Annotated in this window: 17 protein-coding genes; 6 read left to right on the plus strand and 11 right to left on the minus strand. The window is 75.1% G+C overall.

Going from position 1 to position 14,699, the window contains the following annotated elements:
- Positions 1-150 precede the first annotated feature (150 nt).
- Positions 151-1,116, plus strand: coding sequence for an IS481 family transposase (locus IEX99_RS00945; RefSeq protein ID WP_188897509.1), 966 nt, complete (start codon positions 151-153; stop codon positions 1,114-1,116).
- Here the strand turns inward: IEX99_RS00945 and IEX99_RS00950 are convergent.
- Genes IEX99_RS00950 through IEX99_RS00965 form a run of 4 tightly spaced genes read right to left on the minus strand, consistent with a single transcriptional unit; the run spans position 1,113 to position 4,982 of the window.
- Complete coding sequence (locus IEX99_RS00950; RefSeq protein ID WP_188897511.1) at positions 1,113-1,619, minus strand: CinA family protein; 507 nt, start codon at positions 1,617-1,619, stop codon at positions 1,113-1,115. The genes IEX99_RS00945 and IEX99_RS00950 overlap by 4 nt on opposite strands.
- The gene (locus IEX99_RS00955; protein WP_229677724.1) at positions 1,619-2,110 is read right to left on the minus strand and encodes a phosphatidylglycerophosphatase A family protein; all 492 of its coding nucleotides are present in this window, start codon (positions 2,108-2,110) and stop codon (positions 1,619-1,621) included. The genes IEX99_RS00950 and IEX99_RS00955 overlap by 1 nt, the downstream gene beginning before the upstream one ends.
- On the minus strand, positions 2,107-2,970 hold the full coding sequence (locus IEX99_RS00960; protein WP_188897513.1) for an alpha/beta fold hydrolase: 864 nt from the start codon (positions 2,968-2,970) through the stop codon (positions 2,107-2,109). The genes IEX99_RS00955 and IEX99_RS00960 overlap by 4 nt, the downstream gene beginning before the upstream one ends.
- Complete coding sequence (locus IEX99_RS00965) at positions 2,967-4,982, minus strand: lytic transglycosylase domain-containing protein (protein ID WP_188897515.1); 2,016 nt, start codon at positions 4,980-4,982, stop codon at positions 2,967-2,969. Before IEX99_RS00965 ends, IEX99_RS00960 begins: the two co-directional genes overlap by 4 nt.
- An 89-nt stretch (positions 4,983-5,071) precedes the next feature.
- Here IEX99_RS00965 and dapA point away from each other — a divergent pair, with 89 nt between their 5' ends.
- Positions 5,072-5,950 (plus strand): 4-hydroxy-tetrahydrodipicolinate synthase, encoded by an 879-nt coding sequence (gene dapA, locus IEX99_RS00970; RefSeq protein WP_188897517.1) that lies wholly within the window; start codon positions 5,072-5,074, stop codon positions 5,948-5,950.
- Positions 5,950-6,441 (plus strand): SsrA-binding protein SmpB, encoded by a 492-nt coding sequence (gene smpB / locus IEX99_RS00975; protein WP_188897519.1) that lies wholly within the window; start codon positions 5,950-5,952, stop codon positions 6,439-6,441. Before dapA ends, smpB begins: the two co-directional genes overlap by 1 nt.
- A 37-nt stretch (positions 6,442-6,478) precedes the next feature.
- On the opposite strand, the gene IEX99_RS00980 is transcribed toward smpB, so the two are convergent.
- Complete coding sequence (locus IEX99_RS00980) at positions 6,479-6,757, minus strand: DUF2312 domain-containing protein (RefSeq protein ID WP_188897522.1); 279 nt, start codon at positions 6,755-6,757, stop codon at positions 6,479-6,481.
- 58 nt (positions 6,758-6,815) lie between these two features.
- The gene (locus tag IEX99_RS00985; RefSeq protein WP_188897524.1) at positions 6,816-7,127 is read right to left on the minus strand and encodes a DUF1244 domain-containing protein; all 312 of its coding nucleotides are present in this window, start codon (positions 7,125-7,127) and stop codon (positions 6,816-6,818) included.
- 96 nt (positions 7,128-7,223) lie between these two features.
- Here IEX99_RS00985 and IEX99_RS00990 point away from each other — a divergent pair, with 96 nt between their 5' ends.
- From IEX99_RS00990 to IEX99_RS01000, 3 genes are all read left to right on the plus strand, one after another.
- Positions 7,224-8,510 (plus strand): glycerate kinase type-2 family protein, encoded by a 1,287-nt coding sequence (locus IEX99_RS00990; RefSeq protein WP_188897526.1) that lies wholly within the window; start codon positions 7,224-7,226, stop codon positions 8,508-8,510.
- A gap of 13 nt (positions 8,511-8,523) precedes the next feature.
- Positions 8,524-9,960, plus strand: coding sequence for a pyruvate kinase (pyk, locus tag IEX99_RS00995; protein WP_188897528.1), 1,437 nt, complete (start codon positions 8,524-8,526; stop codon positions 9,958-9,960).
- A 118-nt stretch (positions 9,961-10,078) separates the two neighbouring features.
- Positions 10,079-10,492 (plus strand): septal ring lytic transglycosylase RlpA family protein, encoded by a 414-nt coding sequence (locus IEX99_RS01000; protein ID WP_229677725.1) that lies wholly within the window; start codon positions 10,079-10,081, stop codon positions 10,490-10,492.
- A gap of 13 nt (positions 10,493-10,505) precedes the next feature.
- Here the strand turns inward: IEX99_RS01000 and IEX99_RS01005 are convergent, their stop codons facing one another.
- The 5 genes from IEX99_RS01005 to def form a co-directional block, all read right to left on the minus strand.
- Entirely contained in the window at positions 10,506-11,516 is a 1,011-nt protein-coding gene (locus IEX99_RS01005) for an NADP-dependent oxidoreductase (RefSeq protein WP_188897531.1), read from the minus strand.
- A gap of 20 nt (positions 11,517-11,536) precedes the next feature.
- Positions 11,537-12,157 (minus strand): ATP-binding cassette domain-containing protein, encoded by a 621-nt coding sequence (locus IEX99_RS22750; protein ID WP_308421458.1) that lies wholly within the window; start codon positions 12,155-12,157, stop codon positions 11,537-11,539.
- Between the two features lie 168 nt (positions 12,158-12,325).
- Positions 12,326-13,087, minus strand: coding sequence for a tRNA pseudouridine(38-40) synthase TruA (truA, locus tag IEX99_RS01015; RefSeq protein WP_188897533.1), 762 nt, complete (start codon positions 13,085-13,087; stop codon positions 12,326-12,328).
- A 1-nt stretch (position 13,088) separates the two neighbouring features.
- Positions 13,089-14,015 (minus strand): methionyl-tRNA formyltransferase, encoded by a 927-nt coding sequence (fmt, locus tag IEX99_RS01020; RefSeq protein ID WP_188897535.1) that lies wholly within the window; start codon positions 14,013-14,015, stop codon positions 13,089-13,091.
- Positions 14,016-14,064: 49 nt separating this feature from the next.
- Positions 14,065-14,607, minus strand: coding sequence for a peptide deformylase (gene def, locus IEX99_RS01025; protein WP_188897537.1), 543 nt, complete (start codon positions 14,605-14,607; stop codon positions 14,065-14,067).
- Positions 14,608-14,699: the final 92 nt, after the last annotated feature.

The following is a 14,699-nucleotide window of genomic DNA, read 5'->3' on the forward strand; positions in this document are numbered from 1 at the left end:
CGAACGGCCCGGAACGGCCGGGCGCGCGGATCCGTCGACGGACAACGGGCGAGGACCGTTGCCGCGAGCGCCCCCGAGCGGAACCGGCCCTAGGTGTTTGATCCCGGGGTTTGATGGTGCAGTCTTTTCCCAGGCATGGAAGGACGCGCTATGGGCCAGGTTCTCCACGGGAGCGCCCGCACGACAGAGGCGGTCCGTCGCGCGATCCAGCATAGTCAAGCGAGCCTGAGGGACCTGGCTCGGCGCTTCGGCGTCAACCCGAAGACCATCGCCAAGTGGCGCAAGCGCTCCTCAGTGGCCGACCAGCCCACCGGCCCGAAGGCGCCGCGCTCAACCACCCTGTCCGCAGAGCAGGAAGCCATCATTGTGGCCTTCCGCCGGCACACGTTACTGCCGCTGGACGACTGCCTCTACGCCTTGCAGCCGACCATCCCGCAACTGACCCGATCCTCGCTGCACCGCTGCCTGCAGCGCCACGGCATCTCCCGCTTGCCCGAGGTCGAGGGCGACAAAGCCACCAAGAAGGCGTTCAAGGCGTATCCAATCGGCTTCTTTCACATCGACATCGCCGAGGTGCAGACCGCCGAAGGAAAGCTCTACCTCTTCGTAGCCATCGATCGCACCAGCAAGTTCGCCTTCGCTCAGTTGGTCGAGAGCGCAACGCGCGTCACCGCATCCGCCTTCCTCGAAGCCCTCGTCGCCGCCGTGCCGTACAGGATCCACACCGTGCTCACCGACAACGGCATCCAGTTCCGCTTCGCTCCCCGCTACGCCAATGGGCCAACGGCCCGCTACATGACCCACATGTTCGCCATGCGCTGCCGCGAAAACGGGATCGAGCACCGCTTCACCAAGATCAACCACCCCTGGACCAACGGCCAAGTCGAGCGGATGAACCGCACCATCAAGGACGCCACCGTCAAGCGCTTCCACTACGAAAGCCACGATCAGCTCCGACGACACCTCGACGACTTCGTCGCCGCCTACAATTTCGGCCGACGTCTCAAGCGCCTCCGGGGCCTCACGCCTTACGAATTCATCTGCAAGGCATGGGCAGACGACCCGAAACCCTTCACAGCAAATCCACACCACCAAATGCCGGGACTAAACACCTAGGCCGGGGGCAGCAGGCGGCGCGCCAGGGCCAGGGCCGCGTCCACCGTCGCCGCCCGCACCGCGGCGCGGTCGCCGGGGAAGACGTGGCGCTCCACCTCGGTCGCGGCGCCACCGCGCCGGGCCGCGCCGACGAAGACCAGCCCGACCGGCTTGGCGGGAGTCGCCCCGCCGGGACCGGCGATGCCGGTGCAGCTCAGCGCCAGGTCGGCGCCGGTCTCGCGGACCGCGCCCTCCGCCATGGCGCGCGCGACCTCCGCACTCACCGCGCCGACACTCTCGAGCAGCGCCGCCGGCACGCCGACCATGCGGGTCTTCATCGCGTTCGAGTAGGCGACGAAGCCGCCCACCACCACGGCGGAGCTGCCGGCGATCGCGGTCAGCGCCGCGGCGATCAGCCCGCCGGTGCAGCTCTCGGCAGTGGCGAGAGTGAGGCCGCGCGCCGCCATCGCGGCGAGCAGGGCGCGGGCCTCGTCGAGCGTGGTCGCGGGAAGCAGCGGCGCCATCAGTTCAGCACTCCCGGCCAGTAGTGGTGGAACAGCATCAGCCCCGCCGCGGCGAGCGCGCCGGCGACGAGGTCGTCGAGCATCACGCCGAGCGCCCCCCCCAGGCGGTCGGCCCACCCCACCGGCCCCGGCTTCAGGATGTCGAGGGCGCGGAACAGGGCGAAGGCCATGACCAGGCCGGCGGCGCCGGCATCGAGCGGCAGGCCGGCGAGGGCGATGAGCTGGCCGGCCGCCTCGTCCACGACGATCCAGCTCGGATCGGGCACGCCCGGCCGCTCCCGCAGCGCCTGGCGCGTCGCCCACCAGCCGATCGCCGCCACCAGCAGGCCGAGCACGAGGCAGGCCAGGGGTCCCAGCAGCACCGCGGGGAGCACCAGCATCGCGCCCCAGGTGCCCGGAAAGACGCGGACGAGGCCGATGCCTCCCATCGTGGCGACGACGAAGGCCGGCGTGACGCCCGGCCCCTTCGGGGGGACCGCCTCGCCGCTCACGGCATCGCGCGCAGGAAGGCGTCGAGCTGCGCCGCCGACTCGGGGTCGTTCAGGAGCGGCGGGTGGCCGATCCCGGGCAGGGAGATCAGCACCATGTCGGGGCGGATCCGCCGCATCCGCTGCACCGTGCCCGCCGAGAGGATCCGGCTTTCCTGGCCCCAGACGAGCAGGAGCGGCACATGGGCGAGCGCCTCGAAATAGGGCCAGAACTCGGGCGGCTCGACGCTCAGCACGGCGTCGGCGATCCGGGTGTCCCAGCGCGGGTGCCAGCGCCGGTCCTCGCCCCGGGCGTAGGTCAGCTCGACGAGGCGCCGCCAGCCCGCGGCATCGCGGATGCCGAGCGGCGGCAGGGTGCGCCGCAGGTGCTCCGCGGCGTCGTCGAGGGTGGCGAAGGCCGGGTCGCGGGCGACGAAGTCGCGCACGAATTCGCGGCCCTCGGTCTCGATCCGCGGCCCGATGTCGTTCAGCGCGACGGCGGCGAGCGCGGCCGGGCGCGCCGCCGCGATCGCCATCGCCATCAGCCCGCCGAAGCTGGTGCCGACCACCACGGCGCGGTGGACATGCAGCGCGGCCATCGCGTCCAGCACGTCGCGCACCGTGTCCTCGGGATCGTAGCGCGCGGCGTCCTCCGGGCGCGCGCTCTCGCCGTGGCCGAGGTAGTCGAGCGCGACGACGCGCCGCTCGCCCATGTGCCGCGCGGCGAGGGCCTGGTAGTCGAGCGCGGTGCGGCAGATGCCGGGCAGGCAGAAGAGCGGGGTGCGGCCCCCGGCCTCGCCCCATTCCGCGGCGCAGAGCGGCAGGCCGTCGCGCGCGGAGAACCGGATGCGGCGCGGCTGCGGCAGCGGGGGCGCCGCGGTCACGATCCGTCCCTCAGCCAGCGCGCGAGAGGGTGCTCGAGCGCCGCCGCGGCCGGGTCGCGGGCGCGGTAGACCACGACGTTCTCGATCACCCGCTGGACGTAGTTGCGCGTCTCGGCGAAGGGGATCAGCTCGATCCAGTCGAGCATCGGGATCGCGCCGGCGCGCGGATCGCCGTAGGTGCCGAGCCACTCCTCCACCCGCCGCGGGCCGGCATTGTAGGCCGCCGCGGCCAGCGGCAGCGCGCCGTCGAAGCGCGCCAGCATCTCGTCCAGATAGGCGGCGCCGAGGCGCATGTTGTGCGCCGGGTCGGCGGTGAGCATCGGCAGCGCATGCGGCACGCCGAGGCGGCGCGCGACCTGCGCCGCGGTGCCGGGCAGGAGCTGCATCAGCCCGCGCGCGTTGGAGCCGGAGACCGCCTCGGTATCGAAATTGCTCTCCTGGCGCGTGATCGCGTGGATCACGGCGGGCTCCGGCGAGGCGACCGGCGGCGCGTAGGGCGTCGGCCAGCCCTCGGACAGCATGACGATGCCCTCCGCCCCGGCGCGCCGAGCCACCCAGACGGCATGGTCCGGTCGGCCGATGGCGATGGCGAGGCGCGCCGCCAGCACCTGTTCGGCCGGTTCCGCCGCGATCTCGCGCAGCCGCAGGATGAAGGCGCGGGCGCGGCGGGAGTCGCCGAGATCGGCGAGAGTCACCACCGCCCGCGCCAGCTCCTTCGCCGCGAAGGCGCGCTCCTGCGCGGCGTTGACGGGCACCGCCGGGACGGCGGCGATGCGGGCGGCGAGCCGCGCCGCATCCTCGCCCAGCTCGAGCGCGGCGAGCTGGCCGTAATAGGCGGTCGGGAAGGCGGCGGCGGCGGCGTAGCGCTCGCGCGCGCGGGGCTGGTCGCCGTGCGCGGCGTGGGCGCGGCCCTCCCAGTAGGCGCTGCGCGCGCGGGTGATGGCCGAGCGGCTGTCCTCGGCGACCGCCGCGAAGTGCCGCGCGGCGCGGGCGGGGTCCCCGAGCCGGCGCAGGGCGATGAAGCCGGCGAGGAACTCGGCTTCCTGGCGCGGCTCGCCGGGCTCGGTCAGGCCGTGGCCGGCGGCGACCTCGTAGGCGGCGCGCGGCTCGCCGAGGCGGAGGAGCTTGCGGGAGAGGATGTGCCGCTCGATCCAGACGGCGCGGGCCGGCCCGTCCGCCATGCCGCGCTGCGCGGCCGGCCCCTCGGCCCGCCAGAGGGCAGCGGCCTCGAGGTCGCGGTCGCGCCGGCGGAGCCACCGGGCGCGGGCGTAGAGCAGGCCGAGATCGCCGCCCACCGCCACGTCCGGCGCCAGCGCCTCGGCCTCGGGCCGGTCGGTCAGCGCGGCGACGGCGGATTGGGCCGCGGCCCGGCGGACGCCATCGAGCCGGGCCGCCTGGCGCGCGGCGGCGGAGGCGTCGTGGGAGAAGAGCAGCCGGCGGAAGCGCCGCGCGTGGTCCTCGGCAGAGAGCAGCCCGGCGTTGCGGGCGAGGAAGGCGTCCTCCGCGGGGCCGTTCGGCGCGGCCTCGAGCCAGGCGGCGCGGAGCAGGGCGGCGGCCTCCTCGGCCCGTCCGGCGCGGGTGAGGGCATCGGCGAGGCGCTGGGCGGCCTCCAGCGTGCGGATCGTCCTCGGCCGCAGGGCGAGCCAGCGCAGGGCGAGGGCGTCGTCCGGCTCGGCCGCCAGCGCCTCCTCGGCGCGGCGGGCGAGGCCTTCCTGGAAGGGCCAGTCCGGATTGGCCTCGACGAAGCCGACGATCTCGGCCGCGGTCGCCGGGGCGCCGCGGCTGTGGAGCCGGGTCCAGGTGACGATCTTGCGCGCCAGCGGATCGGCCTCGGCGGCGAGGCCGTCCGCCTCGGACCATCGCTGGGCGGCGGCGGCGGCGAGGGCCAGGCGGCCGGCGCCGCGCGCCGCCTCCGACGCCCAGGGCTGGGCCGGGGCTTCGGTGGCCGGGGCGACGAGCAGAAGCGCGGCGAGGGCGGCGAGGACGGGACGGAATCGGCGGCGTCGCTGCATGCGGGGACTGTAGGCCAAACGCCGCGCCCTTGTCCCCCGTGCGCCCGGTGACTAGCTTCCTCTCTCGCCGGACCGGAGGAGCGCCGACCATGTTCAAGGGATCGCTGGTGGCCCTGATCACCCCGATGCGCAGCGACGGGACGGTGGACGAGAAGGCGTTCCAGGACCTGGTCGAGTGGCAGATCGCCGAGGGCACCGAGGGGCTGATCCCGGTCGGCACCACCGGCGAGAGCCCGACGCTCAGCCATGCCGAGCACATGCGGGTGGTCGAGCTCTGCGTCGAGGCGGCGCGGCGGCGCGTCCCGGTGATCGCCGGCACCGGCTCCAACAGCACGCGCGAGGCGATCGAGCTGACGCGGCACGCGAAGGAGGCAGGAGCGGACGCGGCGCTGGTCGTGACCCCCTACTACAACAAGCCGACGCAGGAGGGGCTCTACCTGCACTTCAAGGCGATCGCCGACGCCGCGGACCTGCCGATCGTCATCTACAACATCCCGCCGCGCAGCGTGATCGACATGAGCGTCGAGACCATGGCGCGGCTCGCGAAGCACCCGAACATCGTCGGGGTCAAGGACGCGACGGCGAACCTCGCCCGTCCCCTGCACACGCGGCGGGCCTGCGGCGAGGCGTTCTGCCAGCTCTCGGGCGAGGACCACACGGCGGTCGCCTTCCTCGGCGCCGGCGGGCACGGCTGCATCAGCGTCACCGCCAACATCGCGCCGCGGCTCTGCTTCGAGATGCACAAGGCCTGGCGCGAGGGGCGGGTGGCGGAGGCGATCGCCATCCAGGACCGCCTGCTGCCGCTGCACGACGCCCTGTTCTGCGAGACCTCGCCGGGGCCGGTGAAGTACGCCGCCTCGCTCCTCGGCAAGAGCACGGAGTTCTGCCGCCTGCCGCTGGCGCCGCTCGCCGAGCAGAGCAAGGCGCGGGTGCGCGAGGCGATGGTGTCCGTCGGCCTGCTCAATTGATGGCCGAGGCACCGGCGAAGAGGAAGGGGCTGATCAGCCACGGCGTCGTCGCGCAGAACCGCAAGGCGCGGCACGACTACACGATCAAGGAGACGATCGAGGCCGGCCTCGCGCTGCTCGGGCCGGAGGTGAAGAGCCTGCGGGCCGGGCGCGCGACGATTTCCGAGTCCTGGGCGGGCGAGCGGGACGGCGAGCTGTGGCTGTTCAACGCCTACATCCCCGAATGGCAGGCCGGCAGCTTCATGGCCAAGTTCGAGCCGCGCCGGCCGCGCAAGCTGCTGCTGCACAAGAAGCAGGTGCGCGCCCTGGCGGGGGCCGTGACGCGCGAGGGCGCGACGCTGGTGCCGCTGCAGATCCACTTCAACGAGCGCGGCCGGGCGAAGGTGCTGCTCGGCCTCGCGGAGGGGAAGAGGAAGCACGACAAGCGCGCGGCGATCGCGGCGCGCGAGTGGCAGCGCGACAAGGCGCGGCTGATGCGGGAGAAGGGGTAGGCGGCGCGCGGAGTGGCGAGGCCAGCCGGCCCCGGCGCTACATCCCCAGCGCGCGCTTGTAGAGGTCGAGCAGCGTCTCCTGCTCCTCGACCTCGGCGGGCTCCTGCTTGCGCAGCCGCAGCACCTGGCGCAGCACCTTCACGTCGAAGCCGGCGCTCTTGGCCTCGGCGAAGATGTCCTTGATGTCGGAGGCGAGGGCCTTGCGCTCCTCCTCCAGCCGCTCGATGCGCTCGACGATCGAGCGCAGCCGGTCGGCGGCGATGCCGCCGACCTCGCTGTCCGGCCCGTGCTGCTCCTTCTCGGCCACCTCGGCCATCCGCGTCCCTCCGGCGTTGCCGCGAAGGGGGCGGGTGTAGCCGCGCTTCGCCACCGCCTCAATGCCCCGGGTGCGACTGCGCGAACTTCGCCTTCTGCTCCGGCGTCGCCTCCTTCTGGTACTTCGCCTGCCACTCCTTGTAGGGCATGCCGTAGATGATCTCGCGCGCGTCGGGGTCGGCGAGCGCGATGCCCTTCTGCTCGGCGGCCTCGCGGTACCAGCGGCTGAGGCAGTTGCGGCAGAAGCCGGCGAGGTTCATCAGGTCTATGTTCTGCACGTCGGTCCGCTCGCGCAGGTGCTCGACCAGGCGGCGGAAGGCGGCGGCCTCGAGCTCGGTGCGGGTGGCGGCGTCCATCTCGGGGACAGGCATGGGCGGGTCCTCCTCGGCGACGGGTCCCGTCATAGATGGTCCATCGGGGCGGGCTTGGCCATACTCCGCCCGGCCGGAGGAGGGGACGAGAGGCGCATGGCGTGGAGCGATGCGGCGGCGCGCGACGCGCTGCGGCGGATGTTCGAGGCGGCGGTCAGGGCCGCCGACCCGCGCGCGGTGCTGGCCCGCCACCTGCCGGAGCCGCCGGCGAAGGGGCGCGTGCTGGTCATCGGCGCGGGCAAGTCGGCGGCGGTGATGGCGCACGCGGTCGAGGCGGCCTGGCCGGAGGTGCCGCTCTCCGGCCTGGTGGTGACGCGCTACGGCCACGCCGTGCCCACCCGGCGCATCGAGGTCGTGGAGGCCGCGCATCCCGTTCCCGACGCGGCCGGAGAGGCAGCGGCACGGCGCATCCTCGAGCGGGTGCGGGGGCTGTCGCCCGAGGACCTGGTGCTCTTCCTCGTCTCCGGCGGCGGCTCGGCGCTGCTCGCCCTGCCGGCGCCGGGGCTGACGCTCGCCGACAAGCAGGCGGTGAACCGCGCGCTGCTCGCCTGCGGCGCCACCATCCACGAGATGAACTGCGTCCGGCGGCACCTCTCGGCGGTCAAGGGCGGGCGGCTCGCCGCGGCGGCGCATCCGGCGCGGGTCGTGACGCTCGCCATCTCCGACGTGCCGGGGGACGACCCGGCGGTGATCGCCTCCGGCCCCACCGTGCCGGACCCGACCACCTTCGCCGAGGCGCGGGCGATCGTCGCGCGCTACGGCATCGCGCTGCCGGAGGCGGTGGCGCGGCACCTGGCCGCGGCGGCGGACGAGACCCCGAAGCCGGGCGACCCCCGCCTCGCGCGCGCCGAGTTCCGCCTCGTCGCGACGCCGTGCATGGCGCTCGCCGCCGCCGCCGAGGCGGCGCGCGGGCTCGGCCTCGCGCCGCTGGTCCTGGGCGACGCGCTGGAGGGCGAGGCGCGGGAGGTCGGCACGGTGCTGGCCGGCATCGCGCGCAGCGTGCGCGCGCATGGGCTGCCCCTCGCGCCGCCCGCCGTGCTGCTCTCGGGCGGCGAGACGACGGTGACGATCCGCGGCGGCGTGCGGCCCGGGCGCGGCGGGCGCAACTCGGAGTGCCTGCTCGGCGCGGCGCTGGCGCTGGCGGGGATGCCGGGCGTCTGGGGCCTGATGGCCGACACCGACGGCATCGACGGCGAGGGGGAGGCGGCCGGCGCGATCGCCGCGCCCGACACCCTGGCGCGCGCCCGCGCCGCCGGGCGGGATCCGCGCGCGGCGCTCGACGCGCACGACAGCGGCGGACTCTTCGCCGCCCTCGGCGACGCGGTGGTGACCGGCCCGACGCTCACCAACGTCAACGACTTCCGCGCCCTGCTCGTCGCCTGAACACGGGAACCGCATGTCGCCGAGCCGCATCCCGCTGCGCCGCCGCCGCCGCACCAAGATCGTCGCCACCCTCGGCCCCGCCTCCTCGACGCCGGAGGCGATCGAGCGGCTGTTCCGCGCCGGCGCCGACGTGTTCCGGCTGAACTTCAGCCACGGCACGCAGGAGGACCACGCGGGGCGCATCGCCATGATCCGCGCGGTCGAGCGCAAGGTGGGGCGGCCGATCGGCATCCTCGCCGACGTGCAGGGGCCGAAGCTGCGCGTCGGCCGGTTCGCCGGCGGGCGGGTGCACCTGCAGACCGGCCAGAGCTTCCGCCTCGACCTGAACCCGACGCCGGGCGACGCGCGTCGGGTGCAGCTGCCGCATCCGGAGATCATCGAGGCGGCGCAGATCGGCACCACGCTGCTGCTCGACGACGGCAAGCTGCGCCTGCGCGTCGTGCACCGGCGGCCCGACCACCTGGAGACGGAGGTGGTGGTCGGCGGCCCGCTCTCCGACCGCAAGGGCGTGAACGTGCCGGACGTGGTGCTGCCGATCCCGGCGCTGACCGAGAAGGACCGCGCCGACCTCGCCTTCGCGCTCGACGAGGGCATCGAGTATGTCGGCCTCTCCTTCGTCCAGCGGCCGGAGGACGTGGCGGAGGCGAAGGCGATCGCCGACGGCCGCGCCTGGATCATGGTGAAGATGGAGAAGCCGCAGGCGGTCGAGAACCTCGACGCGATCCTGGCGCTGACGGACTGCGTCATGGTCGCGCGCGGCGACCTCGGCGTGGAACTGCCGCCGGAGGAGGTGCCGCTGGTGCAGAAGCGCATCGTGCGCGCGGCGCGCGCCGCCGGCAGGCCGGTCGTGGTCGCGACCCAGATGCTGGAGAGCATGATCAGCGCGCCGGCGCCGACGCGGGCCGAGGCCTCCGACGTCGCGACCGCGGTGTTCGACGGGGCGGACGCGGTGATGCTCTCCGCCGAGACGGCCGCGGGGCAATTCCCGTTCGAGGCGGTGAACATGATGGACCGCATCGTCGCGCGGGTGGAGGCCGATCCGGGCTGGCGCATGCTGACGGACGCGAACCGGCCCGAGCCGGAGCGGAGCTCCGCCGGCGCGATCGCCACGGCGGCGCGCCAGGTGGCGCACACCATCGGCGGGCAGGTGATCGCGACCTTCTCCTCGACCGGCTCGACCACGCTGCGCGTGGCGCGGGAGCGGCCGGACTGCCCGATCCTCGGCCTGACCTCGAGCGAGGGGACGGCGCGGCGCATGGCGGTGATCTGGGGCGTGCATCCGCTGGTGGTGAGCGAGATCCACTCCATGAGCGAGATGGTGACGCGCGCGGTGCGCGCCGCGCAGCAGGAGGGATTCGCCACGCATGGCGACGAGATCGTGGTGACGGCGGGCGTGCCCTTCGGCACGCCGGGCACCACCAACTCGCTGCGCGTCGCGCTGGTGAAATAGCGGAACGGCGCCTTCGCGGAATCGTCGCGCCGCGCGACGGCCTCTCGCGCGGGAACCCGGCGCGGCCGCGCGCGTCTTGCCGCCCCGGGACCGCGCGGGCGGGAACGATGCCAATGATGTGGAAGACAGGCGCCTGGCGCTGGCCGCCGCGATCGCGGCGCCGCTGCTGTTCGGCCCGGCCGCCGGGGCGGTGGCGCGCGGCGAGGCGGGGCCGCAGCGCGACGAGGCCTCCTACTACCATCCCCGCTTCGAGGGCCGGCCGATGGCGAACGGCGAGCCCTTCGATCCGGCGTCGGAATCCGCGGCGCACCGGAGCCTGCCGCTCGGAACGAGGGCGCGCGTGACCAACCTCGCCAACGGGCGTTCCGCCGAGGTCACCGTCGAGGACTGCGGCCCCTGCGTGCGCGGGCGGATCATCGACGTCTCGCCGGCGGCGGCCGAGCAGCTCGGCATGCGCCACTCCGGCACCGCGCCGGTCGAGGTCCGGCCGATCGAGGTGCCGCGTCCGGCCGATGACGGCGGGGACCGGTAGCGCCGGCCGCGCGTCAGGCCAGGCGGATCAGACGCTTGCCGAGGTTCTCGCCCCGGTAGAGCCCGGCGATCGCGCCCGGCGCCTGCTCGATGCCGTCGAGGATCTCCTCGCGGTGGCGCAGCCTGCCGGCGCGCAGCCAGTCGGCGAGCTGGGCGACGGCGGCCTCGAACCGCGCGGCATGGTCGAAGAACAGGAAGCCCTCCATGCGGGCGCGCTTGACGAGCAGCTGGCGCTCGACGCGCGGGCCGAGCGGCGGCGGGTTCCAGCTCGCCACCGAGGCGGTGCCGCAGATCACCACGCGCGCGCGCTCGGCGAGGTTGGCGAGCACCGCGTCGCTGATCGCGCCGGCGGTGTTGTCGAAATAGACGTCCACGCCCTTCGGGCAGGCGGCGGCGATCGCGCCGCGCAGGTCGCGCTCCGCCTTGTAGTCGAGGGCGGCGTCGTAGCCGAACTCCTCGAGGCAGAGCCGCACCTTCTCCGGCCCGCCGGCGATGCCGACGGCGCGGCAGCCGAGCAGCTTCGCGATCTGCCCGACCGTCGCGCCGACCGAGCCGGCGGCGGTCGAGACGACGACGGTCTCGCCCGGCTTCGGTTGGCCGACCTCGATGAGGCCGCAATAGGCGGTGATGCCGTTCAGCCCGAGCACGCCGAGGGCGGCGGAAAGCGGCAGGTCGGCCTCGACCACCTTGCGCACGACGTCGCGGCCGTCCGAGTCGGCGAAGTGCTGCCAGCCGAACAGCCCCATGACGTGCTCGCCGACGGCGTAGTCGGGATGGCGGCTCTCGACGACCTCGCCGACGGCGAAGGAGCGCATGACCTCGCCGATGCCGACGGGGCGGGAGTAGTTGGCCTCCGCGCTGACCCAGCCGCGCATCGCGGGGTCCACGGAGAGGAAGCGGTTGCGCACGCGGAAGCGACCCTCGGCGAGCGGGGCGAGGGGCTCGTCCACGATCTCGAAATGCGCGGCCTGGGGGATGCCGTCGGGGCGGCTCTTCAGGCGGACCTGGCGGTTGGTCTCGGGCATGATCCGGGCGGTCTCCGGCGTCAGGGCGGCGTGTCGGGGAAGCGGCGACGGCACTCGGCGAGGCGGTCGCGCCAGCCCTCGCCGGCGATCCAGCGGCGCAGCGAATCGCCGGGTGGCGGCGACGCATCCGCGGTGCGGCCGCGCGCCGGCGTCTCCGCCACGCGCCGGGCGAGCGAGAGCATGCTGGAGGTGCCCGGCGCCGCGCCGATGGCGGGCCGGGCGAGGATCGCGCGCAGCGTCGGCATGCCGGTGCCGGGCATCACCACCGCCTCGAGCCCGGCCGGGTCGAGCGAGTCGAGGGCGGCCAGCGCGGCGTCGGCGCCGAGCGCGGAGATGCGATGGAAGGCGCCGGCGGCGGCCTCGGTCTCGGCGATGCGCGCGACCTCGAAGCCGTGCGCGGTCCAGTGGGCGGCGGAGGCGGCGGTCACGTCGGGCCGATAGGGCGGGACGAGGCCGATGCGCCGCGCGCCGAAGGGCTCGTCCATCAGCAGCCTGCCGGGGTCGTAGGCGAGCACCTGGGCGAGCGCGACACGCTTGCGCATGCCGCCCGAGAGCTCGGCGGGGAAGTGGCGGCGGCAGCCCTCGGGCCTGACGCGGCGCGGCATCTCCTCGATGCGCGCCGCCGCGCGGTCCGTCGGCACGCCCTGCAGTTCGAGGCCGAGGCCGCTCCCTGCACGGCCGCGAGCCCGAGCGCCGTCGCCCGCCGGCGCGTGTTCCCGCCACCGCCCATTGCCGTCCTCCCCGCCACCTCGGGCCGCAGTATGGACCCGCACGGCCGCCGGGCAAGCGAGGATCGGGCGGCGGCGCGCCTAGCGCCAGTCGAGCGGCTCCGCGTAGCGGACGAAGGTGAAGGTCAGCCCCTCCGGCGGCGCGGTCGGGCCGGCGCGGGTGCGGTCGCGCCCGTCCAGCACCGCCCGCGGCCAGGAGACGGGCCGCCTGCCGAGGCCGACCTGCGCCAGCGTGCCGACCATGTTGCGCACCTGGTGGTGCAGGAAGCTGCGCGCCTCCGCCTGCACGACCACCTCCTCGCCGAGCCGCGACACCGACAGCCGGTCGAGCGTGCGCAGCGCCGTCTTCGCCTGGCAGGCGGCGGCGCGGTAGGCGGAGAAGTCGTGCCGGCCGAGCAGCGCCTGCGCCGCCGCGTGCATCGCCTCCGCGTCCAGCGGCTGCTGGACGTGCCAGACGCGGCCGAGGTCGAGCGCCGGCCGCGCCGGCCGGTTGAGGATGCGGTAGCGGTAGCCCCGCAGGGTCGCGGAGAAGCGGGCGGAGAAGCCCTCCGGCGCGCGCGCCGCGCGCAGCACCGCGACCGGATGGGGGCGGGTGTGGAAGTTGAGCGCCTCGCGCACGCGCTCCGGCGGCAGGTCGGCGGCGATCTCGATCTGCGCCACCTGGCCCTCGGCGTGCACGCCGGCATCGGTGCGTCCGGCGGCGACGGCGACCGGCGGCGTGCCCCTGTTGAGCTTCGCCGCCGCGGTCTCGATCACCTCCTGGACGGAGAGGCCGCTCGCCTGGCGCTGCCAGCCGACGAAGGGCGCGCCGTCGTATTCGAGCAGCAGGGCGTAGGCGGGCATGTCAGGCGGCGCCGAGCGCCGTGCCCGGCGGCAGGGGGTAGCCGCGCAGGAACTCCGCCGTCGCCAGCGGCGCGCGGCCCGGGCGCTGCAGCCGGGTGAGGCGCAGCGCCGTGCCGCCGCCGCAGGCGATCCGGAGCGGCGCGCCGTCGCCGAGCACCGTGCCGGGCGGCGCGCCGGCCTCGCCCTCGGTCGGCTCGGCGGCGAGGACGCGGATCGTCGTGCCGGCATGCTCGAAGAAGGTGCCGGGCCAGGGGTTGAGCGCGCGCACGCGGCGGTCGAGCGCGGCGGCATCCTGCGTCCAGTCCAGCCGCCCGTCCGCCTTGGTGAGCTTCGGCGCGTAGGTCACGCCCTCCTCGGGCTGCGGCACCGGGGGCGGGTCCTCCGCCAGCGCGCGCAGCACCAGCCGCGCGCCGAGCTCCGCGAGCCGGTCGTGCAGCTCCTGGGCGGTGGTGCGCGGGCCGATCGGCACCGCCTCGCGCAGCAGCATCGGGCCGGTGTCGAGCCCCTCGTCCATCCGCATGATGGTGACGCCGGTCTCCGCGTCGCCGGCGAGGATCGCGGCCTGGATCGGAGCCGCGCCGCGCCAGCGCGGCAGCAGCGAGGCGTGGATGTTGAGGCAGCCGCGCCGCGGCGCCTCCAGCATCGGCTTCGGCAGGATCAGCCCGTAGGCGGCGACCACGGCGGCGTCGAGATCGAGCGCGGCGAAGGCCGCGTGCTCCGCCGCGTCGCGCCGCAGCCGCGCCGGCGTGCGCACCGGCAGGCCGAGCTCGAGCGCCGCGCGGTGCACCGGGCAGGGCGTGGCGCGGTGGCCGCGCCCGGCCGGGCGCGGCGGCTGGGCGTACACCATCGCCACCTCGTGCCCCGCCGCGACCAGCGCGCGCAGCGCCGGCACGGCGAAGTCGGGGCTGCCCAGGAAGGCCAGTCTCATCGCCGCGTCCCTCGCCGGACCCCGCGCGCCGTCGCCGCGTGCCGCGGCGCTACGCCGCGCCGCGCGCCTTCGCCTTCAGCTCCTTGGCGAGCTTGCGCAGGATCATGTTGCGCTTGAGCGGGCTCAGGTGGTCCACGAACAGCACGCCGTCCAGGTGGTCGATCTCGTGCTGCAGGCAGGCGGCGAGCAGCCCGTCGGCCTCGATCTCCTGTCGCGCCCCGGTGAGGTCCTGGTAGCGCACCTTCACGCGGGCCGGGCGCTCCACCTCGGCGTACTGGCCGGGAAGGGAGAGGCAGCCCTCCTCGCGCAGCGCCCGTTCCTCGCTCACCGCGACGATCTCGGGGTTGACCAGCACGATCGGCGCCGGCTTGTCGTCCGGCTGGAGATCCACGACGGCGAGCCGCAGGCCGACCCCGACCTGCGGCGCGGCGAGGCCGATCCCCGGCGCCGCGTACATGGCGGCGAACATGCGCGGCACCAGCGCCCGCACCGCCGCGCCGTCGCCCGGCGCCACCGCGCGCGTCCTGGCGCGCAGGCGCGGGTCGGGGACGAGCAGGATCGGCAGGGGAGCGGCGGTGTCGGCGGTCGTCATGGCGAATGGGTGGACGGGCGGCGGCCTCGCGCCCGCGCCCCGCATGTAGCCCTCGCGGAACCCCCTTGCAACGGCGCGGGCGGCGGCCAACA

This window comes from Caldovatus sediminis (genome assembly GCF_014644455.1).
Classification (GTDB): domain Bacteria; phylum Pseudomonadota; class Alphaproteobacteria; order Acetobacterales; family Acetobacteraceae; genus Caldovatus; species Caldovatus sediminis.